The 26,134-nt window shown below is 63.2% G+C and carries 23 protein-coding genes; 13 read left to right on the top strand and 10 right to left on the bottom strand.

Going from position 1 to position 26,134, the window contains the following annotated elements:
* From O148_RS14395 to der, 7 genes are read left to right on the top strand one after another with little or no spacing between them, the layout of a single operon-like run.
* Nucleotides 1-903 carry a segregation and condensation protein A gene (locus O148_RS14395; RefSeq protein ID WP_051619744.1) on the top strand — a complete coding sequence of 301 codons (903 nt, stop codon included), beginning with the start codon at nucleotides 1-3 and terminating at the stop codon, nucleotides 901-903.
* A complete protein-coding gene (gene scpB, locus O148_RS14390) occupies nucleotides 896-1,495 on the top strand; it encodes an SMC-Scp complex subunit ScpB (protein ID WP_035744523.1) in 600 nt (199 codons plus the stop codon). Before O148_RS14395 ends, scpB begins: the two co-directional genes overlap by 8 nt.
* On the top strand, nucleotides 1,452-2,522 hold the full coding sequence (locus tag O148_RS14385) for a pseudouridine synthase (RefSeq protein WP_420805738.1): 1,071 nt from the start codon (nucleotides 1,452-1,454) through the stop codon (nucleotides 2,520-2,522). The genes scpB and O148_RS14385 overlap by 44 nt, the downstream gene beginning before the upstream one ends.
* 30 nt (nucleotides 2,523-2,552) lie before the next feature.
* Complete coding sequence (locus tag O148_RS0102745; RefSeq protein ID WP_026529702.1) at nucleotides 2,553-3,665, top strand: prephenate dehydrogenase; 1,113 nt, start codon at nucleotides 2,553-2,555, stop codon at nucleotides 3,663-3,665.
* A 50-nt stretch (nucleotides 3,666-3,715) separates the two neighbouring features.
* Nucleotides 3,716-4,423, top strand: coding sequence for a (d)CMP kinase (gene cmk / locus O148_RS0102740; RefSeq protein ID WP_035744521.1), 708 nt, complete (start codon nucleotides 3,716-3,718; stop codon nucleotides 4,421-4,423).
* Nucleotides 4,413-5,093 carry a lysophospholipid acyltransferase family protein gene (locus tag O148_RS0102735; RefSeq protein ID WP_051619743.1) on the top strand — a complete coding sequence of 227 codons (681 nt, stop codon included), beginning with the start codon at nucleotides 4,413-4,415 and terminating at the stop codon, nucleotides 5,091-5,093. Before cmk ends, O148_RS0102735 begins: the two co-directional genes overlap by 11 nt.
* Nucleotides 5,090-6,622, top strand: coding sequence for a ribosome biogenesis GTPase Der (gene der, locus O148_RS0102730; RefSeq protein WP_026529699.1), 1,533 nt, complete (start codon nucleotides 5,090-5,092; stop codon nucleotides 6,620-6,622). Before O148_RS0102735 ends, der begins: the two co-directional genes overlap by 4 nt.
* On the opposite strand, the gene O148_RS0102725 is transcribed toward der, so the two are convergent.
* Both O148_RS0102725 and O148_RS16900 read right to left on the bottom strand, forming a co-directional pair.
* The gene (locus O148_RS0102725) at nucleotides 6,619-7,365 is read right to left on the bottom strand and encodes a GDSL-type esterase/lipase family protein (RefSeq protein ID WP_026529698.1); all 747 of its coding nucleotides are present in this window, start codon (nucleotides 7,363-7,365) and stop codon (nucleotides 6,619-6,621) included. The two genes, der and O148_RS0102725, sit on opposite strands and share 4 nt — an antisense overlap.
* Before the next feature lie 94 nt (nucleotides 7,366-7,459).
* A complete protein-coding gene (locus O148_RS16900) occupies nucleotides 7,460-8,092 on the bottom strand; it encodes a TetR/AcrR family transcriptional regulator (protein WP_051619742.1) in 633 nt (210 codons plus the stop codon).
* A 43-nt stretch (nucleotides 8,093-8,135) separates the two neighbouring features.
* On the opposite strand from O148_RS16900, the gene O148_RS0102715 reads away from it, so the two are divergent.
* Entirely contained in the window at nucleotides 8,136-8,720 is a 585-nt protein-coding gene (locus O148_RS0102715; RefSeq protein WP_157374467.1) for a hypothetical protein, read from the top strand.
* On the opposite strand, the gene O148_RS0102710 is transcribed toward O148_RS0102715, so the two are convergent.
* From O148_RS0102710 to O148_RS18065, 4 genes are all read right to left on the bottom strand, one after another.
* A complete protein-coding gene (locus O148_RS0102710) occupies nucleotides 8,717-9,415 on the bottom strand; it encodes a hypothetical protein (RefSeq protein ID WP_026529696.1) in 699 nt (232 codons plus the stop codon). The two genes, O148_RS0102715 and O148_RS0102710, sit on opposite strands and share 4 nt — an antisense overlap.
* A 139-nt stretch (nucleotides 9,416-9,554) precedes the next feature.
* Nucleotides 9,555-13,046, bottom strand: coding sequence for an error-prone DNA polymerase (locus tag O148_RS0102705; protein WP_026529695.1), 3,492 nt, complete (start codon nucleotides 13,044-13,046; stop codon nucleotides 9,555-9,557).
* 8 nt (nucleotides 13,047-13,054) lie between these two features.
* On the bottom strand, nucleotides 13,055-14,761 hold the full coding sequence (locus tag O148_RS14375; RefSeq protein WP_338035368.1) for a DNA polymerase Y family protein: 1,707 nt from the start codon (nucleotides 14,759-14,761) through the stop codon (nucleotides 13,055-13,057).
* Between the two features lie 14 nt (nucleotides 14,762-14,775).
* On the bottom strand, nucleotides 14,776-15,543 hold the full coding sequence (locus O148_RS18065) for a hypothetical protein (protein ID WP_240470772.1): 768 nt from the start codon (nucleotides 15,541-15,543) through the stop codon (nucleotides 14,776-14,778).
* Between the two features lie 617 nt (nucleotides 15,544-16,160).
* On the opposite strand from O148_RS18065, the gene O148_RS14370 reads away from it, so the two are divergent.
* Nucleotides 16,161-20,102 (top strand): endo-alpha-N-acetylgalactosaminidase family protein, encoded by a 3,942-nt coding sequence (locus O148_RS14370; protein ID WP_169737493.1) that lies wholly within the window; start codon nucleotides 16,161-16,163, stop codon nucleotides 20,100-20,102.
* 10 nt (nucleotides 20,103-20,112) lie between these two features.
* The gene (locus O148_RS0102685; RefSeq protein ID WP_035744516.1) at nucleotides 20,113-21,123 is read left to right on the top strand and encodes a LacI family DNA-binding transcriptional regulator; all 1,011 of its coding nucleotides are present in this window, start codon (nucleotides 20,113-20,115) and stop codon (nucleotides 21,121-21,123) included.
* A 42-nt stretch (nucleotides 21,124-21,165) separates the two neighbouring features.
* On the opposite strand, the gene O148_RS0102680 is transcribed toward O148_RS0102685, so the two are convergent.
* Nucleotides 21,166-21,987, bottom strand: a complete 822-nt coding sequence (locus tag O148_RS0102680) for a lysophospholipid acyltransferase family protein (RefSeq protein WP_026529692.1) — start codon at nucleotides 21,985-21,987, stop codon at nucleotides 21,166-21,168.
* Nucleotides 21,987-22,649 carry an alpha/beta hydrolase gene (locus O148_RS14365; protein ID WP_051619739.1) on the bottom strand — a complete coding sequence of 221 codons (663 nt, stop codon included), beginning with the start codon at nucleotides 22,647-22,649 and terminating at the stop codon, nucleotides 21,987-21,989. The genes O148_RS0102680 and O148_RS14365 overlap by 1 nt, the downstream gene beginning before the upstream one ends.
* Nucleotides 22,650-22,726: 77 nt before the next feature.
* On the opposite strand from O148_RS14365, the gene O148_RS0102670 reads away from it, so the two are divergent.
* The 3 genes from O148_RS0102670 to O148_RS0102660 all read left to right on the top strand — a co-directional run bounded on the left by O148_RS0102670 (nucleotide 22,727) and on the right by O148_RS0102660 (nucleotide 24,799).
* Nucleotides 22,727-23,269, top strand: a complete 543-nt coding sequence (locus O148_RS0102670) for a GNAT family N-acetyltransferase (RefSeq protein WP_026529691.1) — start codon at nucleotides 22,727-22,729, stop codon at nucleotides 23,267-23,269.
* 86 nt (nucleotides 23,270-23,355) lie between these two features.
* Nucleotides 23,356-24,288 (top strand): endo-beta-N-acetylglucosaminidase H, encoded by a 933-nt coding sequence (locus O148_RS0102665; protein ID WP_026529690.1) that lies wholly within the window; start codon nucleotides 23,356-23,358, stop codon nucleotides 24,286-24,288.
* Between the two features lie 43 nt (nucleotides 24,289-24,331).
* Entirely contained in the window at nucleotides 24,332-24,799 is a 468-nt protein-coding gene (locus O148_RS0102660; RefSeq protein WP_026529689.1) for an SRPBCC domain-containing protein, read from the top strand.
* A gap of 14 nt (nucleotides 24,800-24,813) precedes the next feature.
* Here the strand turns inward: O148_RS0102660 and O148_RS0102655 are convergent, their stop codons facing one another.
* Complete coding sequence (locus O148_RS0102655; protein ID WP_026529688.1) at nucleotides 24,814-25,689, bottom strand: DNA-formamidopyrimidine glycosylase family protein; 876 nt, start codon at nucleotides 25,687-25,689, stop codon at nucleotides 24,814-24,816.
* A gap of 89 nt (nucleotides 25,690-25,778) precedes the next feature.
* A complete protein-coding gene (locus tag O148_RS0102650; protein WP_026529687.1) occupies nucleotides 25,779-26,114 on the bottom strand; it encodes a nuclear transport factor 2 family protein in 336 nt (111 codons plus the stop codon).
* Nucleotides 26,115-26,134 lie beyond the last annotated feature (20 nt).

The raw sequence follows: 26,134 nt of genomic DNA, 5'->3' as shown, positions 1-26,134 counted from the left end.
ATGAGCGAAACAGCAGACGTGAGCGCGAGTACGCTCCCCGAGACGTCTGGTTTCTCCGTTCAACTCGACAATTTCACCGGCCCCTTTGATTTGCTCCTGGGCTTGATCGGCAAACACGAGCTGGACATTACCGAGGTGGCGCTCGCGAAGGTCACCGACGAGTTCATCGCCTATATCCGCCGACTGCAGGAGCTTGGCCAAGAGTGGGCATTGGACGAGGCGAGCGAGTTCCTTGTCATTGCCGCCACTCTTCTGGACCTCAAGGCCGCGCGTCTGCTGCCGTCCGGAAACGTCGAGGATGAAGAAGACATTGCCCTCCTGGAAGCGCGCGATCTCCTCTTCGCCCGCCTACTGCAGTACAAGGCATTCAAGGAGGCCGCCGGAATCATGGGCGCCGCCATGACGCGGGAAGCGAACTTCTTTCCGCGCCTGGTCTCCCTGGAGCCCCGCTTTGCCCAACTTCTCCCGGAACTGGTGTGGAAACTCAGCCCGGAGCAGTTCGCCGAGATAGCCGCTCAGACACTCAAACCGAAGGAGCCCGCACCCACCGAAGTTGGGCTGACGCACCTGCACGCACCCGCCGTGAGCGTCCGGGAGCAGGCCGAAATCCTCGCGCATCGACTCCGGGACGGCAAGGCCCACAGTTTCCGCGCGCTGATCGGAGATGCGGACTCCACGCTCGTGGTGGTGGCGCGGTTCCTCGCACTCTTGGAGCTCTACCGCGACCGGGTCATCGCCTTTGATCAGGCGGCGCCGCTGGCGGACCTCAGCGTGCACTGGAGCGCGGAATCCACCGCCTGGGAGAGTAGCAGTTCTATCGAAGAATACGACGCCACCGACACCCCGGCCACCGACACCCCGCCTGCGGCTGCTGCAGAACAAGAAGGAAATAACGATGAGTGAATTCGACGACCTCCCGGGCGGACTGCCCGCGGCCCTGGAAGCGATCCTGATGGTCACCGACGAGCCCATTCCGGCCGTCCAGTTGGCCACCCTCGTTGAGCGTCCGGTCGATGAAGTGGAAAAGGCGCTGCTGAAACTTCGCGCCGAGTATGACGGCTACAATGGAGAAGTTCCAGAATTCGCACCTCGAGGCTTTGAGCTACGCAGTGTGGGCGGCGGATGGCGCATCTACTCTCGAGCGGAGTTTGCCCCCTACGTCTCCCGCTACGTCATGGAAGGGCAGACGGCGCGCCTGACGCAGGCCGCGTTGGAAACCCTCGCCGTGGTGGCATACCGGCAACCGGTCTCTCGGGCGAAGATCTCGGCAATCCGCGGCGTCAACGTGGATGGGGTCGTCAAGACGCTCACACAGCGCGGACTGATCGAAGAAGCCGGAACCGACGAGGCCACCGGTGCGTTTCTCTACCAAACGACCGGTCTCTTTCTGGAAAAATTAGGAATAGCGAATCTCGAGGAGCTCCCGGAGCTCTCACCGTTACTTCCCGGACTTGATCAACTGCAGGACCTGGAACCGCAAGAAGGCGGATTCTAGGTCACGCTCGCCGAGAGGCGACCACCAAAGGAGCATCATGGCAAACACGCCACGCAAGAAACCAGGCCAAACCAGCAAACCCAGCAAACCCGGCAAAAACAGCAAGACCGGCAACGCGCCCCGCCAGCATCGCGGCCCCAAAGCCTTCGGCAATGAACGTTTCGGCAGCAACCTTGGCGCGCGCAAGGGCCCTGCAGCCCGCCCCACCAAACAAAACAACCAAGCCAAGTCCAGCAAAAAAGCCAGCAAACCCGCTCCCCGCATGGAAGCGACCGCCGACTTTGACGAGGTCAATGACCCCAACGGCGTGCGGCTGCAAAAGGTCATGGCCCAAGCCGGCGTCGCCTCCAGACGCGCCTGCGAAGAAATGATCCTCGAGGGACGGGTTGAAATCGACGGCAAGATCGTCACCGAGCTCGGGGTGCGCGTCGACCCCTACACCAGCACCATTCACGTTGACGGCATCCGCCTGCAACTCAACGACCAAACCCGCTACTACGCCTTCAACAAACCCCAAGGCGTCGTCTCCACGATGGATGACCCGGAGGGCCGCCCCTCCATCACCGACTACCTCAAACCCAAACGCAACGAGCGGCTCTTCCACATTGGCCGCCTCGACGTCGCCACCGAGGGCCTCTTGCTTCTCACCAATGACGGCGAACTCGCCAACCGCCTCTCCCACCCCAAGTATGAGGTCCCCAAAACCTACCTCGTCCAGGTTCGCGGCCCCATGCCCCACGGCATCGGCGCCCAATTGCGCGAGGGTATCGAGCTCGAAGACGGCGTCACCAAGGTCGACTCCTTCAAACTCGTCGATTCCACCCCCGGAAAAGTGCTCGTCGAGGTCGTGCTGCACAGCGGGAAGAACCGTATTGTCCGCCGCCTGTTCGACGCGGTTGGCTTCCCCGTGCAACGCCTCGTCCGCATCAAATTCGGCCCGATCACGCTCGGCAATCAAAAGCCGGGCAGCATCCGCCCGCTCGGCAAGCAAGAAATCGGCCACCTGCTCGCCGACGTCGGCCTCTAACCAACTCCGCACCGCAGAAAAGGAGCGCGCATGAGCGCCAGCACCACCACCGCGCCCACCGGTTCCGCGCGCGTTCGGGGCCCCGTGCTGATCATCGGCACCGGCCTCCTGGGCGCGAGCATCGGCCTTGCCTTGCGCGCCCAAGGCGTCGAGGTCCTCCTTGAGGACATCTCGCCGTCCGCGCAGGCGGTGGCTTCAGACATTGGGGCGGGTCGGCCCGTGATGCACGACGACGCCCCTCGCCTTGTGGTGGTTGCCTCACCTCCCGATGTGGTCGCCCAGATTGCCGAGGATGCGCTCACCAGGTTCCCACACGCCGTCGTGCTTGATATAGCGAGCGTGAAAGCGGATATCGCGGCAGCGCTGCGCTCCAGCGGCGCCGATGTGACGCGTTATGTGGGGACGCACCCAATGGCCGGGCGTGAAAAGTCGGGGCCGGTTGCCGCGCGCGGCGCGCTGTTCACCTCGATGCCGTGGGTTGTGTGCCCGATGCCGGAATCCTCCGCCGAGGCGCGCCAAGTGGCCCGTGATTTAGGGGTGGCGCTGGGCGCGAACGTGACCGAGATGGACGCGGCCGAGCATGACCGGACGGTCGCGCTCATTTCACACCTGCCGCAAGTCATGAGCTCGATGATCGCGTCCCGGCTGCAAGATTCCGAGCCGCATGAGCTGGCGCTGGCCGGAAATGGTTTGCGCGATGTGACCCGTATTGCGGCCAGCGATCCGCGGCTCTGGGTGCAAATTCTGGCGGCCAATGCGGGCGAGGTGGTCCCCCTCCTGCACGGCGTGCGCGAGGACCTGAACCGGCTGATCGCCACCTTGGAAGACCCCGAGGCGCCGGGCTCACGTCTGGACATTGCCCAGCTGATTGACGAGGGCAACATCGGGCAGGCACGTATCCCCGGCAAGCACGGCGTGCCGCCGCAGAGCTTCGCGTGGCTCTCGGTGCTCGTGGACGATTCGCCCGGTCAACTTGCCCGGTTGCTCGCCGATATTGGCGAGGCCGGAATCAACCTGGAGGATTTGCGGATGGGGCACTCGGCCGGAGCGCCGGTGGGGATCGTGGAGGTTTCGGTGATGCCCGCGCGCGAAAAGGAACTCGCCGGGGCTCTCGCCGAGCGCGGATGGAAGGTCGTGCAATGAGCACGCAGGATGGACACAGCGCAGTGAACACGCGGGATAGACACGGCTCAGTGAACGCGCAGGATGTGTCGCACTTTCGTCTTGGCCGCCCGTTGGTGGTGGCCATCGATGGTCCGAGCGGATCGGGCAAGTCCAGCGTGAGCCGCGAAGTGGCGCGGCGAATGCACTTGGCGTATTTGGACACCGGCGCGATGTATCGAGCCGTCACCTGGGCGGCGTTGGATGCGGCGATCGATCTGGAAGACGCGGTGCGGGTGGAGGCCCTTGCGCGGGAGGTGTCGTTGGAACTTTCCACCGACCCTGCCCGCGAGCTCGTGGTCGCGAATGGTCGGGACGTCACCGCGGCGATCCGGGAACCGCGCATTTCCGAGGCGGTCAGCTACGTCGCAACGACGATGGGTGCCCGCGCCGAACTCATTTCTCGCCAACAAGCGGTCATAGCCGAGTGCGGGCACCGCATTGTCGCCGAGGGACGCGACATCACCACCGTTGTTGCACCCGATGCGCACACCCGTATCCTGCTGACGGCCTCGGAAGAATCCCGATTGCGCCGCCGCGCAGCCCAGTTGAGCGAAGCCGGAGAGGCACAGGAAAGTGAGGCGTTGCGAGCCCAAGTCGCCGGACGGGATGCGAAGGATTCGTCGGCCGCGAACTTCACCACCGCAGCCGACGGCGTGGTCACCCTGGACTCATCCGATTTGGACTTCGAGCAAACGGTTCAGGCCGTCATTCAGATTGTGGTCAACAATGGCGAATGAGAAAACCGGCCCTGTTCTGTGGGGACCTATATGGGGTAAACCCGTCGGCCGCATCCTGGCGCACGGCTATTACAACACCAGGGTCACCGGAACCGACAACGTCCCTGCCGACGGACCGGTAATCTTTGCCGGGAACCACATTGGCTATCTTGACGGGCCGCTCATGTACGGGGTGGCTCCGCGGCCTATGCACGTCATGGTGAAACAAGAATTCTTTGATAACCCGCTGGGCAAACTCCTCAAATACGCGGGGTCCATCCCAGTGGATCGCACCGGTGACCGCAAGGCGCTCGCCGACGCGCTCGGCGTACTGAAGATGGGACGTTGCGTTGGCATCTTGCCCGAGGGCACTCGCGGCAACGGACGGGCGGAATCCCTGGCGACCGGCGTCGCCTGGCTCGCGGTGCAAAGCGGTGCCCCCATTGTTCCCGTTGCCATCCTCGGAACCCGAACCGGAAGCGAGCCGGTCAATGTGGTCCCGAAGTTCCGCCGCCGGTTCGCCATCGACTTTGGCGAGCCCATCACCCCTGACCAGGACCCGACGCTCTCGGGGCGGGCACGTATGGCACACACCGTCACCCAAATTCAGCAACGCCTCTCCGCGCACATTTCCGCCGCGGTGGCGTCCACCGGAATAGACTTACCCTTTGACACCAAGGAGAGCGCATGAGCGATACCCAGCACGAGAATTCCGGTGACGAATACATCCCGGCAACCGAGGACGATTCGGTGGCCGAGCGCGTCTTTGCCATGGATGAGCTTGAGGCCGAGCAACGCGCCGAGGCTCTGCGCGCCGGGCTGGCCGACTATGACCTCGACGAGGATGACACCGCCCTGCTCGACTGGGACCCCGAATCCGGTGAAGAAGCGCCGGTGCTCGGCGCCGACCCGGTCCTGGCCATCATAGGCCGCCCCAATGTCGGAAAGTCCACACTCGTCAACCGCATTCTCGGCCGCCGCGCCGCCGTCGTCGAGGACACCCCGGGCGTCACCCGTGACCGCGTGATGTACTCGGCAAACTGGAACGGCCGCAACTTCACCCTGGTAGACACCGGCGGCTGGGAGCAAAAGGTCCAGGGCATTAACGCTTCGGTAGCCCAACAAGCCGAAGCCGCAGTGGAACTTGCCGATGCAGTGCTCATGGTGGTGGACTCTCGAGTCGGTGTCACCTCCACCGATGAAGAGGTCGTTCGGATGCTGCGTCGCGCGGGCAAAAAGGTGCTGTTGGTTGCCAATAAGGTGGATGACGCTCGCGGCGAAGCGGACGCCAGCGCGCTGTGGAGCCTTGGGCTAGGGGAGCCGTACCCCGTATCGGCCATGCACGGCCGCGGCGTGGCGGATCTGCTGGATGAGGCACTGAATATCCTGCCGAAGTTCTCCGAGGTCGATACCACGATCCGCTCCGGCGGTCCGCGCCGCGTGGCGCTCTTGGGGCGGCCCAACGTGGGCAAATCCTCGCTGCTCAACAAACTGGCCGGCTCCGAGCGCGTCGTGGTCAATGACCTTGCCGGCACCACCCGCGATCCGGTGGATGAATACGTGGAACTCGGCGGCAAAACCTGGTGTTTCGTGGACACCGCGGGCATCCGCCGCCGCGTCCGCCAGCAACAGGGCGCAGATTTCTATGCCAGCTTAAGAACGCAAGCCGCGCTGGATAGGTGCGAGGTCGCCGTCGTGCTCCTCGCCGTGGATGAAGTGCTCAGCGAGCAGGACGTGCGCATTCTGCAGATGGCCGTGGACTCCGGCCGCGCGCTGGTGCTCGCGTTCAACAAGTGGGACCTGATGGATGATGAGCGCCGTCGCTACCTGGAGCGTGAAATCGATCAGCAACTCGCGCACGTGAGTTGGGCGCCGCGGGTGAACCTCTCGGCGAAGACCGGCTGGCACAAGGATCGGCTTGTCCCCGCGCTGGAAAAGAGCCTGGAATCCTGGGACAAGCGCATCCCCACCGGCCGTCTCAATGCGTTCCTCGGCGAACTCGTGGCAGCGCACCCGCACCCGGTGCGCGGCGGCAAGCAGCCCCGCATCCTGTTCGGCACCCAGGTGTCCAACCGGCCGCCGAAGTTTGTGCTTTTCACCACCGGTTTCTTGGATCCCGGTTATCGCCGTTTCATTCAACGCCGCTTGCGGGAAACATTTGGCTTTGAGGGCACACCGCTCGAGGTGTCCATGCGCATTCGCGAGCGCCGGAAACGCTAACCGTTTTCGACGGAGGCGGCGATGGCCTTGGTCATGGACTGGCCGATGAGCTTCGCCGCCGCCGTGTACGGGTGCACCCCGTCCGGGGTCATTTTGGCGCGGTTCGCCCACTCGTCTCCGCTGCGGAAACTCTTCATCGGATCCACAAAGGACCAGCCGTTCTCCTCGGCCAGTTTGGCTAAAGAGTCGTTGAGCTTCTCCGCCAGAATGGGTGCATTTTTGATGGGCGAGGGGCGCGGGTCAAAAGGCGCAATATAGGACAAAATAACCCGTTTAATCCCGGTCTTCGCCACGATTTTTTCAATGTTTTTCAACGTTTCGGCGCGCGGAATGCTCTGATAAATGTCATTGGTTCCAGCCATAATGACGAGGACATCGGCCTCCATCGGCTTGGCAACCTCGAGCAAATCCCGAGTCGACACACCGCCGCGCGCGTAGCCGGCCGAATAGGTGGCCACGGTGTCATTGACAAAACGCGTCCAGGACCAGGTGCCTAAGAGCGGCTCGGAGGTGTCCGGGCTGTCCGCGATGGTGATCGAGTCCCCATAGACCGCGTAGCTGACCGGGGTGGGGGTTGCGGAGGCGATGTTCGACGGCGTGTTCCCGGCTTGATTGCCTTCGCTCGCCTGTACCGCGGCGCACCCGGCAAGAGCCGGGAAGAGCGTTGCCACCAGGAGGATACTGAGGAGTCGGCGCCGCGACGTGCCCACCGTTGCTAAGTGGGGTGGCGGCGAAGCTGACATGGCTATTCCTCGCGTTGCGGTGAGCGGGGTCAGTTTCGATTATGGCAGAACTTTTGCGTGGCGCGGGTGCCGCGAGGCATTTTGTTTCAGAGCCTTAATCTTTCTGGGAACGTTCTGCCATCAGTGCGTCCGCCTCGGCGCGAATGGCGGGAATCTGGCTCGGGTCTTTCACGACCAGGCGCATCAGAATTGCCGCATATTCGGAGATGTCCAGCTGGTTTTCATGCATCGGCGCCCATTGCAGGGTTTGCGAGTAGACGGCATCGAAAACGCGCATTAAGAGGCGGACATCCTGTTGAATGAAATCTCCGGACTCCACGCCCTGGCGGATCAACGAGGCCAGGAACCCTTTCGCGTCCTCCAGTCCCTTCTTCCACTCGGCAAATTCCGGGTAATCCATGACCTCGGTGAGGTAGAAGCCGCGCAAATCATATTCGCTGCTCATGGCTGCCATACCTTCGGCGCGTAGTGCTTGATAGAAGCGCACCGCCGGGGAGGCATCCGGCAAGTCAAGATGCTTCCTAAAGGAGGGCAAGTGATTGCGCTGGTAGTCAAAAAGCGCCATCGCAATGGACGTTTTGGAATCGAAGTGATGAAACAGGGAGGGCTGGGCTATCCCGACGGCGCGTGCGATTTCCCGGGTGGAGGTGCCCAGGTACCCGCGGCGGGCAAAGAGGCTCGCGGCCGCTCGAAGGATGGCTTCGCGTGTGGAGGGTTGGTGCGGCATGATTGGTCAATCTTACGCCCTGATCGCACGGTCATAACCTAGAATGACGGGGAAAACTCGGGACGGAGCAACCATGGTCAAGGCAGCGAACACCGGCGCAATTGAGAGGGCCACCGGCACGCCGTGGTCACAGTGGGTTGCGCGCTTAGAGACGGCGGGGGCCAGGGCGCTTGAGCACGGCAGGATTGCCGAGTTGGCCTTAGCGAACATGCCTGCCGGCTTGGACAACCCAGGATGGTGGGCCCAGGGTGTCGCCGTCGCTTTTGAGCAGGAAATTGGTCGACGCGCACCGGGGCAGAAAAACGACGGCAGTTTCGAGGCAAGCGTCACCAAAACCGTACCGGGTTCGCTCGAGACCGTGTTTGATGCCCTCGTCGCTTTCGCCGGGGAACCGACCGAGCTGAACGGGTTGGCGGTCAACAACGTGCGCACCTCGGTGACACCGGTGCGCAGCTACTGGCGAGCCGATGGCGCCGACGGAACGCGCATCCAGCTCGTGGTCGAATCACGCGGGGCTGAAAAGTCCATGGTGGGTGCGACCGTCACCAAAATCGACACGGCGGCCGCGCGCGATCAATGGCGCGACTTTTTCCGCAGCTACCTCACGGACTTTGCCGCGACGCTCTAGCTTTTCTCCGGATCGTGAGGCGCGGGGAAGGCAACCTGCTCCGCATCGGAGGCATCGCCGTCGTTCTTCTGCGCGGAAAGCTCATCCTCGGCGATTCCGTTAGCCATTTCCTGGGATCGGTAAATGCGCCGAAAAATGATGGAGAGCGTCACGAGCAGGATCACGACCGCGAATGCGAGCGTGTAGGCCCCGGCCATTGCCTCATTGTCAAGCGCTTCGGCGACGCTTGACTGGAGCGCGCTCATGATCAAGGTGGTGGTCGTGACGAAGGCGAGCATGCCGACCGTGAGCGTGGATTCGAATTCCTTGAACCATTCGATGCGGCCGAGGTTGACCCGCCACGGTCCGGCGAACCACCGGTGTTTGCGGGTCAGATGGCGGGCGTAGCTCGCGCGGCTGCGATAATTCCACCACTCCCAGACTCCGGAAAAGATCAGCAGCCCGGACACGATCAGGGACAGCACGAGCGGTCGCGAGGAAGAGCTGCCAAGCTGGAACTCCGCTTTGAGCACCACGGCCGGGAAGGTCAACGAACCGCCAACTAGCAACGCGAGCGAACCGGCGGTGAGCAAACTGGAGACGAGCAGGAAACGGCGGTAACGCTTCAACATGGAGTCGGTGACCTTGGAGAGGGGTAGCCCGGCGAACTCGGTGGTGATCCTGGAATAGTCCAGTTTTTTCTGCGTCGCGCTCATCCCCCCATTCTCCCCACCCCCACAATCGACTGTGCAGAACACGCACGCGACACGCCGTCAAAGCGTGCATTATCTGCACAGTCGATTTCTAGTGTGCGCTCCGCGGGGATTTTGCCTGTGCGCTAGTGGAATCTGTGCGCTACTGGAAATCGCGGGACTTGTGCGGCACTGCGAGTTCCAGCGCGTCGAAACGGTCGGCCAGCACGTTGATGACGCCCTCTGCGCTGCGCTCCAAAATGCCGCGCACAATCAGGGCGTTCGAGTGCCGCACCACCTCCCGATACCGTTTCCACGCCCCTTGCGAGCACACCACATTGACCATCCCGGTCTCATCTTCCAGGTTCAAGAACGTGGTGTGATTTGCCGTGGCCGGACGTTGGCGATGCCGGACAAGACCGGCCACCTTAATGCGCCGCTGACTCGTGACCGTGCCCAATTCCTCCACCGTGTATACCTCGGATTTTGCCAACACGCCCCGTGCGTGCCGCATCGGGTGGTCGTCCACCGAGAGCCCGGTGGTGCGCAGATCCGTGATGAGCGTGTCCCACTCGTTGAACAGCGGCAATTGCGGGGCCGCGGTCCACGGCGACGTGCCCGGGAGCTGGCCATACTTCTCCCGGGCGGCGAGCCCCGCCTCCCAGAGCGCCGAGCGCCGTCCCGGGTGCACCTCTTCTACCGCACCCGCCTCGGCCAGCGCCTCCAATTGCGCCGCGCTCATTTCCACGCGCCGAGCCAAATCTGTCAACGAGGCGTAATGCCCGCCGCGTTCCCGCTCGGCCACAATGCGCTTGGCGAGTTCATCGCTCACTGATGTGATCGAGGACAGTCCAAGCCGTACCGCAACCTGGTTGTCCCGGCGGTGCGCGGCAAAATCGTGGGGCGCGTCCGGATCGAAAGGTCCCACCGGCGGTTGGTGGCGTTCGCAACATGCGTCCAACCCGCCCGGATCCGTAGCCGAAACCTTCATCTCCGGCCCTTCGATCGGCTCTAGCCCGGCTTCTGCCACCGAATACATCAGACTGGGGCGGCGTACCGTGACACCATGCCGCCTGGCATCCTCAACCAGGGTGTGCGGAGCATAAAAACCCATGGGTTGCGAGTTCAACAGCGCCGCCAAAAACGCCGCCGGATAGTGCAAACGCAACCAGGCGCTGGCATAGACCAGTAACGAAAAACTGCAGGCGTGGCTCTCGGCAAAACCAAAGTTCGCAAAGGCCTTGACCTGCTCATAAATGGTGTCCGCGGCCTGCCCGGTGATCCCGTTCTTGGCCATCCCCTCATACAACCGGGTGCGCACCGAATCGATCCGCTCCACCCCGCGTTTGGACCCCATCGCGCGGCGCAGCAAGTCCGCGTCCTCGGCATTGCAATCCGCGACGGCCATCGCCATCTGCATGATTTGCTCCTGAAAAATCGGGATGCCGCAGGTGCGCTCCAAAATGGGTTCCAGCTTCAGGTGCGGGTAGGTCACCGGCACTTTCCCGTGCCGACGCAGCAGGTACGGATGTACCGCATTTCCCTGAATTGGACCGGGCCGAATGAGCGCCACCTGAATGACCAGATCCTCAAACCGGCGCGGCCGCAACCGCGGCGACAGCCCCAACTGCGCCCGGCTCTCCACCTGAAAAACCCCGATCGAATCGGCCCGGCACAACTGGTCATACACGGCCGCCTCCTCCTTGGGGATCGCATCCAGGTCCCACTGCTCGCCGCAGTGCGCCGCGGCAAAATCAAAGCACCGTTGGATCGCCGCAAGCATCCCGAGCCCGAGCAAATCAAACTTGACCAGCCCCATGTAGGCGCAGTCATCCTTATCCCACTGCAGCACGGTCCGGTTTTCCATCCGCGCATTTTCCACCGGACAAATTTCGCTCACCGGCTGTTCGGTCAAAACCATGCCGCCGGAATGAATCCCTAAATGCCGCGGATACCGGTCCAGCTGCGCCGCCAATTCCTGAACGGCACGCGGAATCGAATTATCGGGAACAAAGGAATCGCCGTGCAAATTCTCTAACTGTTTACTCCAGGCATCCTGCTGGCCACTCGAGTATCCGAGCGCCTTTGCCATATCCCGCACCGCATTCCGCGGCCGATACGTCACCACATTGCACACTTGCGCCGCGTTTAGCCTTCCGTAGCGCCGGTACACCTCCTGAATGACTTCTTCGCGCCGCTCGGAATCAAAATCCACGTCAATATCCGGTTCCTCATCGCGCACCGAATTCAAAAAGCGTTCAAATGGCAGTCGAAACACAATCGGGTCCACCGCGGTAATGTCCAGCACATAACACACCACCGAGTTCGCCGCCGAGCCGCGACCCTGACACAAAATCCCCTGGGATCGTGCGAATTTTACAATCTCATAAACGATCAAAAAATATCCTGGAAAGTCCTTTTTTTCAATCACCGCCAGCTCATGTTCAAGGCGTCGGGTTACATGCTCTGGCATTCCCGGATATTTCCGCGCTGCTCCGGCAAAAACGAGCGCACGCAAATGACTCATTTGGGTATGCCCATCCGGTAAATCAATTTTCGGTAATCGCGGTTTCGCGGCCCGCAATTCAAACGCCAAATCCTCGGCCAACAGCACCGATCGGGCCACCGGATCCACCCCATCCGCGTCCCGGTAATGCCCAAAACGGCGCGCCATCTCCGCCCCGCTACGCACAAAATACGCGGGACCGGGCGGCAACCACCCATCCGCCTCGGCCAAGGACCGGCGCGCCCGGGTCGCCGCCAACGCCGCCGCCAACCGATGCCCCTCGGGCCGCGCATAGTGCACATTCCCGGTCGCCACCACGGGCAGCCGCAACCGCGCCGCCGCCCGCACCAACGCATCGTTGCGCGCATCATCCTCGGCGTTGCCGCCATGGTGAAGTTCGACGGCGATATTCGCTTCCCCGAATAGCTCGCCTAAGCGGGACAACCGTGAGGCGGCACCGGAAATGCCCTCCGCCTCAAGCGCCCGGCGCACCGCGGATTTGCGGCACCCGGACAGGATCTGCCAGTGTCCGCCGGACATTTCGGCCAAGGTTTCCAGATCATAGATGGGTCTGCCCTTTTCGGCGCTGCGCGCCAACTGACCGTGCGTAATGGCAGAAGCGAGACGGTGGTACCCCTCCTTGCCGCGCGCGAGCACGAGCAAGTGATCCCCTTCCGGGTCCGGTTTTCCCGCCTGAACGCTCGTGAGCCCGAGCGAGAGTTCGGCACCGTAGACGGTTTTGAGCCCGGGGTGCGCGTCCGCGGCCTCGGCAAACTGCGGGGCACCGTAAAAACCGTCGTGATCGGTGATCGCGATGCCGGTCAACCCCAGAGCGGCCGCCTGGGTGATGAGCGCGGCGGGCGAGGACGCGCCATCCAAAAAACTGAAGTGGGTGTGCGCATGCAACTCGGCGTAGGGAACATGTCCGGCCTCACCTGGTTGCGGTGCGTACGCGGGGGAATGCCCGGGTGAGGCGCTCTCTGGTGAGGTGCGCGTGGGAGGCGGGGCATCGCCGTCGTTCTTCTGTGCCGGTGAAGATGGGCCCGGTGAAGATGGGTCCGGTGAAGATGGGCCCGGTGAAGATAAGGGTGTGCCGGCAAGGCGCCGGGCCATGTCTTTCCAGGGCACTCCCGGGTTATTGAAGCCCATAGTTGCTCCTAGTCATAACTGCCTTCGATGAACCAGATGCCATCCCGGAAGATGAGTAGCCAGGCGCGGGTGTCCGCGTCCACCACTTGGAGGCGATAGCTGGGGGTGGTGGGGGCGTCCCACCAGCGTTGCTCTAACGGGAGCGGGGCGGACCAGGCGGTGACCTCATGGCGCGTCATGAGGCCGGGATGATTGGGGTTGCGCAGAAAGAGCGCGGGGGTGGCGGTCAAGGCGCCGCGGTCGGTGACGGTCAGGGGTGTGTCTTCAGTGCTGAAAAACCGGACGGGCTCGGGGATCGCGAACACGGTGGAGGGCGTGGGCGCAGGGAGGGCTCCGGGCCAGGGGCGAGTGTGGGTGGCGATGCGTTCGCGCTCCTGTTCGCTCGGCGCTTCGCCCCAGGGGGTGAAGATTTGGCGTTCGGCCAGGGTGCGTCCGCCGGAAAGGTGGGCGGTGAGTACATCGCGGTGGCCGAGCATGCTTTGCACCCGGGAAAAGCTGTGATGCACCTTTTGCTCCGGGCCCGAACCCCACAGTCCGGTGCTCGCGCTGGAGGTGCTGACGGTGCGTCCGGGTTCGAACCGGGCGTGCGCGATGGCAGCGTCTGGAGTGTGCGAGGTGGTGGAATCCAGTTGCCAGCGCAGCCGGTCCAGGACGTCATCGGGGCCGAAGTATCGCGGGTGGTTCCAGTGCTGGCGTGATTCGGTGCCGTTGTCCGCGCGCAGGATCACGTCCACGCCGGTGGCGACAAGGCCGTGCTCGTACAGGGCGTCGATAAACTCCTCGGCCGAGCGTTTCATGCTGAAGGCGAGTTGGTCGCTGCGCTCGAGCGGCGGGTCGAAGTCGCGGCCGACGCTGAAGTCCGGCGGCAGTGAGCGCGGGATGACCGGACGCGGGTCGATACCGCGGGCGTACTGGTGTGCGGGTATTGCGCCCGGGCCAAAACGGGCGAGCACCGTGGCGGGAGCGAAGGCGGCGAATTCGCCTAGTGTACGCAGCCCCAGGCCGGTCAAGGACTGGGCGAGCTCGTCAAACGGGGTTTCTTCCTGGCCCTTGCGGTAGACGCGTTCGGCGGCGAGGACGTGTATGGGCAGTTCGGCGGCGAATGCAGGGCCGCGCCCGGGCGGCAGGATCAGGATCGGGGAGCGCGGCGGGGTAGGCGCAGTGGCGCTGGCCCCGGGGTGTGCGCCAAGGGCGCCGCTCGAGGTGCCGTTCGGGGCGCCGCTCGAGGTGCCGTTCGGGGTGCCGTAAGCGCGGTGCGCGGCCAGTTGCGCGGCGTGTTCGGCGACAAAGAGTCCCTCGGATACGCCGAGTCCGGGGAAGAACCCCTCATCGGCCAAGAGTTGCGCGATTTCTTCGGCGGCGGCCTGCTCGCTGCCGAAATAGCGGGCCGGGCCGCGCACCGGTAGCGCGAGACGGCCGGGGGAGAGCGGATACACCTGAGGGATGAGTTGCTCCACGGCGGCAATGACGGGGGCAAAGTGTCGCTCATCGGTGGCCCGATCATAGGGCCACACTTCCAACTGCGGACAGTGCGACTGCGCCTGCCGCACCCGATCCCCGGGCTGAACGCCTTCCGTGGCGGCCGCCGGCGAGCACTGCACAATCCGGCCGCGGCTTTGCACGGCCAGCGCATCCAACGGATCCGCTCCATGTTCGAGGGTCGCGGCGGTGAGGGAGAAGAGCGGGAAGAACAAGAACATCGCTCGGGGACTCACTGGCGCCAAACCGCTTATCCCGTCTGCGTAACCCATTCCTCGCTCCGCTGTGTGCCGTGTGAATTCTGGTGACTCGGATCGAGCCGTACGCTGAGAGATCGCGAACGGTGGCTGGTTCGAGATTGCGCACTGACGTTGAACTCGCAAGCGCGCAATCGGCCGTGTCCGCGGCCGAGCCCCTCCCAGGCGCGGGTACTGACCCGAAAAACTTCCGAGGCATGCAACCACGGACTGTGCGCGAGCAGCACGGTATTCGCTTGACGTAACTTCGCGTTGAACTGGGAGAGTTTGCCGTTGGGGGCCGGTGCTTTCTGATTCCTTGGTGCGTCCTTGCCGGGGTCCAGGATCACAATGTCCACGTTGCCCACCAGGGCAGACGTCACGTTTAGCCAGTGCGGTCCGGGGCTGGGGATGAACACCACTTGGGCCAGGTTCACACCCAGCTGGGATACCGCCTCGGCACCGAGTTCGGGGAAACCGATGACCGCCGCCCAGCTGCCCCGGCGGGTTGCTTGCGCGGCAAGTGCGAGCGAAAATGCGACGCTCCCGTGCACCTCATAACTGCGTCCCATTTGTAGCGCACCGTGCTCGAGAACCTCGGCAAACTCAGGGTCTACCGAGAGGGCGCGGTCCGGGATGCGGTGGCCTTGACGCCCGGCAATTGCGCTTTGGAGTTGGCGCACGGCCGCGAGCCGTTCCTCGCGGCTGGTGCCCGGCCCCAGGGCACCGCCGACCGCTCCCGAGGGGTCGGGAAAAGACGGAGAAGCCAGGGGAAGTGACACCCTTTAAGAATCGAACACTAGTTCTATTAAGTCAACGTATAGAAAATCAGTCTGACAGATGTGTTCTATGGTGTGCGGGGCGGTGGGGGTGGGTGCGCGGCGAGAGACGGTGAGCGACCAGCATTTCAGCCCCGCATAGCGGGCGGTTGGGGTGCAGCCGCGCTGACTGCAGAGCCCTGACTAGGGCAAACGTGACGCGCACCAACCCGGAATGACTTAAACGGGGCTGAAGTGCTGACGCCCAGCGCAGTAGCCGAAGTCGACAGATGGTGGGCAGGGGAGTTGGGGTGGGTGGCGAGAGGCGCCGGGGTGCGTCAGGCGGAGAGTGCGGCGGTGAGCCAGGCGGAGAGTGCGGCGGTATGGGGCTGGGTGCGCGGCGAGATGCCAAGACCCAAGGAGCCTCGCCGCAAAAGTCCCGAAGAATAATCGCGCAGAGGTCTTCCCCACGCTCCTAAAACCCAGTATGTTATGCATATCACACACACCTGGAGACAATGATGTTTGGTATTCGCGCCCTGAGCAGCCCCCGCAAGCTATCCGGCAATCCAGCCCACAACTCATCGCCCACGCAAGCCCCACCCGCGGTGAGACGCGGCAGGAAGGGGCGCATCGCCGTCGTGCTTCTTGCCACCGCGGCGCTCGTGGCGCCAACCGCGCCGCTGGCCATGGCGGCACCGGACACCACCGAACTCTGGCTAGACTCCGGGCAAATGCGCGTGCAAGTTTCCCGCGACTTCCCGCAAGCTGAGCAATACCAGCTCGCCGGGAAGCCCGGGACGCTTGGCGGCAACTCGACGCCGATTACCGAGATGCTGATCAACGGCGAGGCGCAACCGGTGAAGGCCACCCTGGACGCGAGCACCACAACCACCGCCAGCTACACCCTCAGTTTCGAGAAACTCGCCGGTGTCAGCATGAAGGCGAGCCTCACGGTGGAGCGAAGCCAGCTGAGCTTCAAGATCACCGAGATCACCGACCCGGACGCGCAGGTCGCCTCGTTGCAGATCCCCGGGCACAATCTCGTCTCGGTGAATTCCACACAACCCGGGGCACAACTTTCCAGTGTGGATATTTCGGTCAACCGGGCCCAATCCGGCGATCAGTTCACGCCCATCACGGCCGAAACCCCGGTGCAGGATCAGGCGCAGTCCTCGGCGTACGCGCTCGTGAACACCGGAGAGTTGGCCGCGGCGGTGGAAACGAATTCCCTCTATGACAGCGACAGTGGCCCGGATCGCCGCGACAGCGCCCGGGTGTGGCACCAAATCACCGGAGCAGGCACGGGCACCGGCGCAGGCACCGGCGACACCCGCACGGTAGGCCTCTCTAGCGGAGCGTGGCTCTACCGCGCACCCGGCGCCCCGAACACCGAGGAACTGCCGTGGACAAAAGTGGTGGTGACCGCGGACGCGAATAGCGACAACACCGTCACCTGGCAGGACGGCGCCATCGCGCTGCGGGACATTATGACCCGCCCGTACCGCGGGGATGAGACGAAAAAGAACGTGGTGACCCACATTCCGTTCAACTTCGCCTCGCAAGCGACGCACCCGTTCCTGCGCACCCTCGATGACGTCAAGCGCATCGCGCTGTCCACTGACGGGCTGGGGCAGCAGGCGCTCCTCAAGGGCTACACCTCGGAAGGCCATGACTCGGCCAACACAGATATGGGCGGCAATTACAACACGCGCGCCGGCGGCCTCAAGGATCTCAACACACTGCTCAGCCAGGGCAAGGAGTACAACGCCACCTTTGGCGTGCACGTGAACGCGACCGAGGCCTACCCCGAGTCCAACATGTTCTCCGAAGATCTGGTGGATCCGAAGGCCAAGGGCTGGAACTGGCTGGACCAGTCGTATTACATCAAGCAGCGGGAGGACGCGAACAGCGGGGCGCTCGCCGGGCGCATCAAGCAACTGGCCGATGAAACCGATAACAACCTGTCCTTTGTCTACGTCGATGTGTACTACAAGTTCGGCTGGCTGGCCCGCAATATTCAGCGCGAACTGATCGCCAATGATTTCCGAGTCTCCTCGGAGTGGTCGGACAAGCTCTTCCCCAACAACATCTGGTCCCACTGGGCTAATGATGAGAACTACGGCGGCTCGGACAACAAGGGCATCAATTCCACCATCCTGCGCTTCACCAATAACACCCAGCAGGACGTGTGGAACCCGGACCCGCTCTTGGGGAGCACCCACATTGTCGAGTTTGAGGGCTGGACCCAGCAAAACGATTGGCCCGGTTTCTACAAGAACATCTGGACCAACAACGTGCCGACCAAGTTCTTGCAGGCCTCCGAGCTCATGTCGCTGACCGATACGCGCGCGGAATTCGCGGGCAATGTGGTTTCCGAACTGCGCGACGGCGCCCGCGTGGTCACCTTGAATGGCCGTGAGGTACAGCGCGGTGAGAGCTACCTGTTGCCCTGGACCGATCGCGACGGCGCTGCCGTGGGCGATACCAAGGCCACCAAGCTGTACTACTACAACCCGGCGGGAGGCCCCACTACGTGGGAGATTCCCACCAGTTTCCTCGCGGCCAAGGGCGGCAAGAACGCGAAGCTGAACGTGTACAAACTGACCGATCAGGGCCGCGTCTCCGCGGGCACGGTGAGCGTGGGCAATTCCACCAAAAAGACCGGCACCCTCACCCTGGATCTTGAGGCCGGTCAGCCGTACGTGCTGGTTCCGGCCAAGCCCGGCACCGGCAACGCCGGACGCGACGCGCTCGCCCCGGCCCTGCCGACCACCACCGTGTGGGGAGCGGGTACTCCGGTCACCGATCCCGGGTTCAACGCGGGCAACCTAGATGCGTGGAACCCGGCGGGTACTACGAGCGTCGAGAAGGACGAACTTGGCCGCACCGCAGCGGTGCTGGGCGCGGGCGAGTCCTCGATCCAGCAGCAACTCGGTGCGCTCGCACCGGGCACCTACTCGGTGAGCGCGTACGTCGAGATCGAGCCGGGAACTACCCGGCCTGTGACCTTCGCGGTCACCGGCGCAGCCGCGGACGCCTCGGTCTCGGTGGACCGCTCGACTGCCAAGAACTATGTGGGCGCGGATGAGCGCCATGGCACCTACGCGCAGCGCCTCCGAGTGCTCATTGACGTGAAGAACGACGGCGATAGGCCAGTTCTTAAGGTCAGCGCGGGTGAGGGGGACTCACCGGTGCGCATTGACGATGTGCGCGTCGTCGCGACGAAGCGGGTTGCGGTGCCGGATGGCGCAACCTCGCCAATCCTTGCCGAGGACTTTGAAAACGTGGACCAGGGGTGGGGGCCGTTCTACAAGGGCGATGTCGGCGGTTCGACCGACCCGCGCACGCACTTGGCCGAACGCAACGAGCCTTACACCCAGAAGGGATGGAACTCTAAGACCACGGATGACGTGCTTGCGGGGGACTGGTCCTTGAAGGCCCACGCCGAACGGCAAGCCAGCGACGGCGGACCGGGCATGGTCTACCGCACGAGCAACTATTCGGTGAAGTTCGAGTCCGGACGCAAGTACCGGGTCAGCTTCGATTACCAATCCAGCGAGGCGAACCAATACAACTGGACGCTGGGCTATGACTCGCTTGCCGGTGGTTCCAAGGTTCTTGAGGCGGCACCGATCCCACAAGCCCTGGACACGACTCGCTGGACCCAGGAATTCACCGCCGGAGCGTGCGGGGCAACCTGGGTTGGCCTGCAGCGCGCCGGAAGGAGTCAAAACGCCGATGTCATGCTGGATAACCTGCTGATTGAAGATTTGGGGCCGCAAACCGGGGCCAACGTCGGTTGCGCGCAACTCTCCTTCAACGTGGGCGAAGACAAGGTCGAGCCGGGGACCACGGTGGATGTCACGAGTTCCTTAACCGTGGATGAGGCCGAACCCGTCTCTGACGTGAACGTCGCCCTGGAACTGCCCGAGGGATGGAGCGCCGAGGCACTCACCCCCGCTACCGCAGATTCGATGCAGGCCGGAGACCGGTTAGACACCACCTGGCGGATTGCCGTCCCCGCGGACGCGACCGGCTCTTACCCGGTGGCCGCGGTTGCGACCTACACCAAAGCGAACGGCGAGGTGGTGAGCGTGCGCAATGAGCAAACGATCACCACCTACCCAGAACCGCCGCGCGGCGAGGTCTTCGCCAGCGACATCGAGTGGATCGGGGCCGACAACGGGTGGGGTCCGGTGGAGCTCGACCAAAGCAACGGCACCACCGATCCCGGCGACGGGCCGCCGATGTCCTTGAACGGCGTCATCTATGAGAAGGGGCTCGGAGCGCACGCGCCCTCGTCCATCCGTTACTTCGTGGCGGGGCAGTGCTCCAGCTTTAGCGCCACCGTGGGCCTTGACGACAAGCAAGCGAGCCGCGGATCGATCAGCTTCGAGGTCCTGGGCGACGGCCGTTCGCTGGCTTCTACCGACATTCTCACACCGGCCAATCGGACGGCAGACATTTCGGCCGATCTGAGCGGGGTGCGCGTGGTGGAGCTCAAGGTGGGAGACGGCGGAGATGGGAACGGAAACGACTGGGCTGACTGGGCTAACGCAAAATTCAGCTGCAACCCCTAGCCTAGGAAGCATGGAGCTTTTTCAGCGCAAACCCTCCATGCGGGATGTGGCATCAGCTGCAGGCGTGTCCACGCAGACCGTGTCCCGGGTGCTCAGCGAGCACCCCTACGTCAATTCATCGACCCGCGAGAAGGTGCTCAGCGCCGTCGAATCTTTGGGCTACCGGCGTACACACACCGCGCGGGCGCTCGTCACCGGACGCACCCGAATTCTGGGACTGATTTCCCTAGATACCGCTTTTTACTCGAGGCAAGCCTTTAGCCGAGGAGTGGATCGGGAAGCGAACGCGTGCGGTTACTCCATCGTGGCGGAAACCGTGAGCCGTCCGGATCCGGCAGTGCTCGCCGAAACGGTGCTCAAACTCTCGGACCGCGGCGTGGATGGGATTGTGGTGGCGGTTCCGTTACGGGAGGGCACCGACGAGCTCGGCGCCTTGGCGCGCAGGTTGCCGATGGTGTTTATCGATCGGGCACCCCTGGACGGTGCGGACCTGCTGGCCATCGATCAATCCAGCGCGGCGTTTTTGGCGACAACGCACTTGTTGGAGTTGGGCCATGACACCGTGTGGCACGTCGCCGGACCCGAAGATTGGGCGGATGCCAGCGCCCGCGAAGATGCGTGGGCCGGGGTGCTCCGGGCCGCCGGGCGCACGGTGCCGGCGGTGATTCGCGGCGATTGGACGCCAGAGTCGGGATATCAGGCGGGGTTGAGGCTCGCGGCGACCGAGGGGGTGAGCGCTGTGCTGGTGGCCAGCGATGAAATGGCCTTCGGGGTTTTGCGCGCCCTCGCCGAACGCGGCCGGGCGGTACCCGAGGATATTTCTGTGGTCGGTATCGATGACATTCCCTTAGCCGCGTACGCCTATCCGCCGCTGACCACGGTGCGGCAGCCGTTCGAAGAGATGGGGGCGAAAGTGGTGCGCCGGCTCACCACGCTCATCGATCGCCCCGGCGAAGAACACCACGATGAGCGCATCGTCCCGCAACTCGTTGTTCGCGAGACGACCGCGCGGCACCTCTGACCCACGCTGAGCGCGCGCGATTGGCGGCCATGCTTACCGGGCTTAGCGCCCGCGCGCCACCGGGTCCTCGGCCGCATCCAGCCGTTTCTGTTCTGAAACGCTCATGGCGCTGCCGCCGCGAGAGGCCGGCACCCACCAATCCCCTTCCCGTTCCTCGAGAGGGAAGGTGGATGCCGCAGAGTCGATCCCGGACTGCAACTCCTCGCGCAATCGCTCGGTTTCAGCGCGCACATCCGCGTCCGGCCCCACAAAGATCGGCTCGGAGACGTGGGCTCTGATCGGCGCCCACCACGCGCGCCGCCACGAGAACCCATGCCCGCGCGTCATCAGCCGGTGGCCTCCCCACACCGAAATGGGGATGATCGGCAGGCCGGTTTCTTGGGCGAGACGCACCGCCCCGGTCTTCAAAGCCCGTACTGTGAAGGAGCGGGACACCCCGGCCTCGGGCAAAATTGCCAGATATTCCCCGTCCCGCAGTTTCTCCATGGCCCCCGCGTACGCATCCCGGCCGTCGCTGCGATCCACAATGACGTGTCCGGTCGCGTGAATGGCTGGGCCCGCAAGCCAGTGCTTCGTGGCGCCTTTTGTGATCATGAACCGCATTTGCGCCCGCGAGTGTTTCCACAGCATGTATTCGGCCACCGCGAAGTCAAGGTAGCCAAAGTGTGTAATGGCAATAATGGCGCCCTGCCCCGGTACGGGCTTCCGCGAAAAACCCAGTCCCGAGCGCCGCATCGGCCCCGGTTGAGGCAAATTCTCTCGCCCGGTAAATTGCATGCGCAGCCGCAGCAGCCAGGCACCGAAAAGTCCCGTCCGCACCACAAAGCGGTACGCCCTATCATGGGGTTTGGGAATGAAAGCCATCAATCCTCCACTCGTTCGCGATCCAAGTTGGCAAGCCGATCCAGCACAAAATCGGCGGCTCGGCGTTGCCATAGGCCATATTGGCTCAGCATAAAATGCCCGACGCCCGCAATGGGCACGTATTCCACCGATCGGGCGATGTCGGCCACGTCCTCGGCATATTCGCGGGAGGTCACAGGGTTCGTGATGCGGTCGGTGGAGCCGTGAATAATAAGCACGTCCACGCCCGAGACCGCGTTCCGCGGCGTCTTCTCATCAACCCACGGCGCCAGTGCGACGACCGCTTTGACCGGCTCCTCGCTTGCCACGGCGAGCGCGGTCAGCCCGCCCATCGAATGCCCGAGCACAAAAATCGGCACCCCGGGGTGCTCCGTGGCCGCCTTCTGCACCGCGTAGCGCGCGTCGGCTAGCGCGTCCATCTGCTCGCCGTTCCATCCGCGCACGCGGTTGCGCACCCGCCACACCTCGAGGCCGTCCTTGGCGCCGCGCCGGTGCAGGTCCCGGGCGAAGGGCACCATACGCAGCGGCGAGAGCTGCCACGGCCTGGTGGTTGCGGTGGAGTGCGCCCGGCCGCCGTGCAGGACAAGTACGACGGCGCGCACCGGCTTTTCTGCCCCGTAGCGAGTAATGGTGGGGTGCTTGAGTGAATTGTGCGGATCCATTGCTCTCATTGTGACTGATGATTCGGTGTGCTGGCTGAGTTGGATTGACTACGACCCACAATTGCTAGGCTTACCGGATGCTCACCCTCATCCGCCCCTCGGTGTCGCTCCACGAATCCTGGCTCGAGGCGTATCGCGAATGGGGCGAGGGCGCGCAGGTAGATGGAGCCGCGTTGCGAGCCGAGGACAGGTTTGACGAGCCCCACGTCTTTGCTCGGTTTGTTGCTCGACTGCAGTCAACCTCCGACCCGGAGGTGGTGCAACCACCCGGCTTCGTCCACGCCACCACGCTCTGGATCGTTGAGGATGAGCGGTACGTAGGATCCATCGATCTGCGGCACACGCTGACAGAATACTTGTTCAATTTCGGCGGCCACATTGGCTACGGCGTGCGCCCGAGGGCTCGAGGCCGCGGAGTTGCCACCTGGGCGCTCGGCGCCATGCTTCCCGTTGCCCAAGAACTAAACATCGATCGCGTGCTCGTGACCTGTGAGGAAAACAATGCTGCCTCTGCTGCAGTCATCGAGAAGTGCGGCGGCGTGTATGAGGACACCCGTAGCAACGGCGAAGTGAACTTCCGCCGGTACTGGATTGTTACGAGCGCCGAAGCGCGTCACTAGAAAGTTTTTTCGCCGAAAGGTCTTGACCTGCCGTTGATTAAACGGTTTAGTCCATGGTGAGGCACAGACCCCTTGGAAGGACAATGATGACCGCTCCACTTTCACGCCGCCAGATCATCCGCGCCGGAGGAATCGGCCTCGGTGCCGGTGCCGCCGCAACTCTTGCCGGTGTAACCGGCGCTAATGCGCAGCCGATTCGCGACCCGCAATTGATGGCCGGCAAGTCCGGCCCTTTCATGACCGCCTATGTTGAAGTGAACAACTACAGCATTGCCAACGTCGGGAAGTACACGCTCGCGAATTCTGGGGCGCCCGCCTTCGACATTGCGATCATTTTTGCGGCAAACATCAACTATGACGGCCAGAAAGCCGTGCTGTACAACAATCCGCAAGTGCAAACCACGCTCAATGAAGTGAACACCCGGGTGCGCCCGCTCCAAGCCAAAGGGATCAAGGTATTGCTCTCGATCTTGGGAAACCACCAGGGCGCGGGCATCTGTAATTTCCAGAGCTACGCCGAGGCGGATGCCTTTGCCAAGCAACTGGCCGACACCGTGTACAAGTACGGTCTAGACGGCATTGACTTTGACGATGAATACTCCGAGTACGGGGTCAACGGGACCGGCCAGCCCAACGCGTACTCCTTCATCTATCTAATCCAGGCGCTACGCCAGCGCATGCCAGACAAGATTATTTCGCTGTACTGGTTCGGCCCGGTGCAGTCGAGGGTGTCTTATAACGGCATCAACGCGGGCACCTACCTGAATTACAGTTGGAACGCCCTCTACGGAACGTACATTGTGCCGGGAGTGCCGGGACTTTCCAAGGCCCAGCTGGCACCTGCCGCCATTGAGATTCCGGCCACCGGTTCCGCCACCGCGCAAAATCTGGCCAGCCGCACTGTCTCGGAGGGCTACGGCGGCTACCTTACCTACAATTTGCCGAGCACCGATCAAAGCGCCTACATTTCCGGGATCACGCAGCGGCTCTACGGCGAAAATACGGTGTACACGCCATGAGCCTGGTCTAGATGTTCCGAGCCCAATGCCGTAGAAAGGGCATATGAGCGAACTGACGGAATTGAATTTTGAGGTCATGGGCTTTATCTCCCGACCCGTTGCCGAGGTGTTTGAGGCGGTTGCCGATCCCGAACAGCTCTCGCGCTACTTTACGACCGGCGGCGCCCAAGGGCGGCTCGAGTCGGGTAGCACCGTGACGTGGGATTTCGCCGATTTTCCGGGAGCATTCCCGGTCGATGTCCTTGATGCCGAGCCGGAGCGGCGGTTGACCCTGCGCTGGAAGGGCGAGTCGGCCATTGGCGAGGAAGGCGTCACGATCGTCACCTTTGAGTTTGACCCGGTCGATGACGGGGCGAGGACCAAGGTCACGATCTCCGAGGGGGATTGGGAAGCGACTGAATCCGGGGCGAAGGCGGCCTTTGGCAACAACATGGGTTGGACCGGGATGCTTGCGGCGATGAAGGCGTGGCTGGAGCACGGAGTGAACCTGCGCGAGGGATTCTACAAGTAGCCGCTCCCGCAGGGTTACTTGAGCATCCGGTCCATGCGGCGATCGCTCAGGCGTTTGCCCTTGGTTTGGCAGGTGGGGCAGTACTGGTAGTCGCTGTCGGCGAAGGACACCTGTGCAATCGTGTCCCCGCACCGAGGGCACGCCTGCCCAAAACGGCCGTGAACGTTCATGCCCTGACGCTTTTCTGCCTTAAGGGTGGCAGGGCGTGCGGTACGGACGCGCTCGGTGGCGTCGCCGAGGGTCGTGTTCACCGCGTTGAACAAGGTTTCCCGTTCCGTGTCGGTCAGGGAGCTACCCAACTTGGCGGGGGAGAGGCGCGCCTCCCAGAGAATTTCGTCGGAGTAGGCGTTGCCGATTCCGGCCATGCGCCTTTGGTCGGTCAACAGATTCTTCGACTGGTGGTTGCTGTTGATCGCCCGCTCGAAATCCTCGCGAGAGATACCGAGCGCGTCCGGCCCTAATTCGGCAATGCCCGGGACGTCTTCGGGGGAGCGTACCAGGTAGATCGCCAAGGACTTCTTGGATCCGTGCTCGGTCACGGTGAATCCAGCGCCATCGGTAAACGTGACACGCGCCGCGAGTGGATTCCGCGTGCTCATGCGCAACGGCCGATCGGAAACATGCTCGTTCCATTGCAACCAGCCGCTGCGCGCAAAGTGGATGATGAGGTACAGATCGGGTTCTGCGCCGCCTGAAGTCGACATGTCGAGACCGAGGAACTTCCCCCACCGCGACGCGCCGGTGACGGTCGCCCCCACTGCTGCATCAATCGGCGGATCGGCCGTCTTGAGCGCATTGATCGCGACAATCCCGATATTGTCGATAACCCGCCGTGTCGCCGCACCCTGCAAAAAGTCGCGCAACGCCTCGACCTCGGGAAGCTCCGGCACACTAACCTCCTCACGCAGTCACGGTCTCTCTCACTTCCACTATGCCCCGAGCCGCAGACTGTGACTAGGCCCGCCTGGCCCTGATTCGCCTACCCCTTCCGAATCGTCATGGAGGAAATCTTGTCCCCATCCAAGGTGAAGGTAAAGGCGCTCGGACCGTTGGCCCAGTCGCTTTGCCAATCACCGGTGATGGTGACCGAGCCGCCTTGGGAGGCATCGCCGTCGTTCTTCACGTCCGTGATGGTCAGGGTGGGGTTGGACCCGGCAAATTCCTTATTGCTCCAGGCGGTAATTTCGGTGATTCCGGTGAGCTTCTTGCCCCAGTCATCTACCGTGGCGTCCGCGGTGAGGGCGCTGAGCGCGTCCGGGTCGTGGCGATTGACGGCGTCGAGAAAATTCTTGATCGGGGTGGGGATGGTGTCCATGAGTGCTGTCCTTTCCGGGT

It is taken from the genome of Haematomicrobium sanguinis DSM 21259, assembly GCF_000688395.1.
Taxonomy (GTDB): Bacteria; Actinomycetota; Actinomycetes; order Actinomycetales; family Micrococcaceae; genus Haematomicrobium; species Haematomicrobium sanguinis.
The sequence above is the reverse complement of the archived record's forward strand: the minus strand, read 5'-3'. Positions and strand labels throughout refer to the sequence as shown.

Coding starts and splice junctions, on each gene's coding strand:
- O148_RS0102725 (WP_026529698.1), bottom strand. CDS start 7,365: ATGTCAGCTTCGCCGCCACCCCACTTAGCAACGGTGGGCACGTCGCGG.
- O148_RS14395 (WP_051619744.1), top strand. CDS start 1: ATGAGCGAAACAGCAGACGTGAGCGCGAGTACGCTCCCCGAGACGTCT.
- O148_RS0102670 (WP_026529691.1), top strand. CDS start 22,727: ATGCTCACCCTCATCCGCCCCTCGGTGTCGCTCCACGAATCCTGGCTC.
- O148_RS0102650 (WP_026529687.1), bottom strand. CDS start 26,114: ATGGACACCATCCCCACCCCGATCAAGAATTTTCTCGACGCCGTCAAT.
- O148_RS0102735 (WP_051619743.1), top strand. CDS start 4,413: ATGGCGAATGAGAAAACCGGCCCTGTTCTGTGGGGACCTATATGGGGT.
- scpB (WP_035744523.1), top strand. CDS start 896: ATGAGTGAATTCGACGACCTCCCGGGCGGACTGCCCGCGGCCCTGGAA.
- O148_RS0102685 (WP_035744516.1), top strand. CDS start 20,113: ATGGAGCTTTTTCAGCGCAAACCCTCCATGCGGGATGTGGCATCAGCT.
- O148_RS0102710 (WP_026529696.1), bottom strand. CDS start 9,415: ATGAGCGCGACGCAGAAAAAACTGGACTATTCCAGGATCACCACCGAG.
- O148_RS16900 (WP_051619742.1), bottom strand. CDS start 8,092: ATGCCGCACCAACCCTCCACACGCGAAGCCATCCTTCGAGCGGCCGCG.
- O148_RS0102680 (WP_026529692.1), bottom strand. CDS start 21,987: ATGGCTTTCATTCCCAAACCCCATGATAGGGCGTACCGCTTTGTGGTG.
- der (WP_026529699.1), top strand. CDS start 5,090: ATGAGCGATACCCAGCACGAGAATTCCGGTGACGAATACATCCCGGCA.
- O148_RS0102715 (WP_157374467.1), top strand. CDS start 8,136: ATGACGGGGAAAACTCGGGACGGAGCAACCATGGTCAAGGCAGCGAAC.
- O148_RS0102660 (WP_026529689.1), top strand. CDS start 24,332: ATGAGCGAACTGACGGAATTGAATTTTGAGGTCATGGGCTTTATCTCC.
- O148_RS0102665 (WP_026529690.1), top strand. CDS start 23,356: ATGACCGCTCCACTTTCACGCCGCCAGATCATCCGCGCCGGAGGAATC.
- O148_RS0102705 (WP_026529695.1), bottom strand. CDS start 13,046: ATGGGCTTCAATAACCCGGGAGTGCCCTGGAAAGACATGGCCCGGCGC.
- O148_RS14365 (WP_051619739.1), bottom strand. CDS start 22,649: ATGGATCCGCACAATTCACTCAAGCACCCCACCATTACTCGCTACGGG.
- O148_RS0102745 (WP_026529702.1), top strand. CDS start 2,553: ATGAGCGCCAGCACCACCACCGCGCCCACCGGTTCCGCGCGCGTTCGG.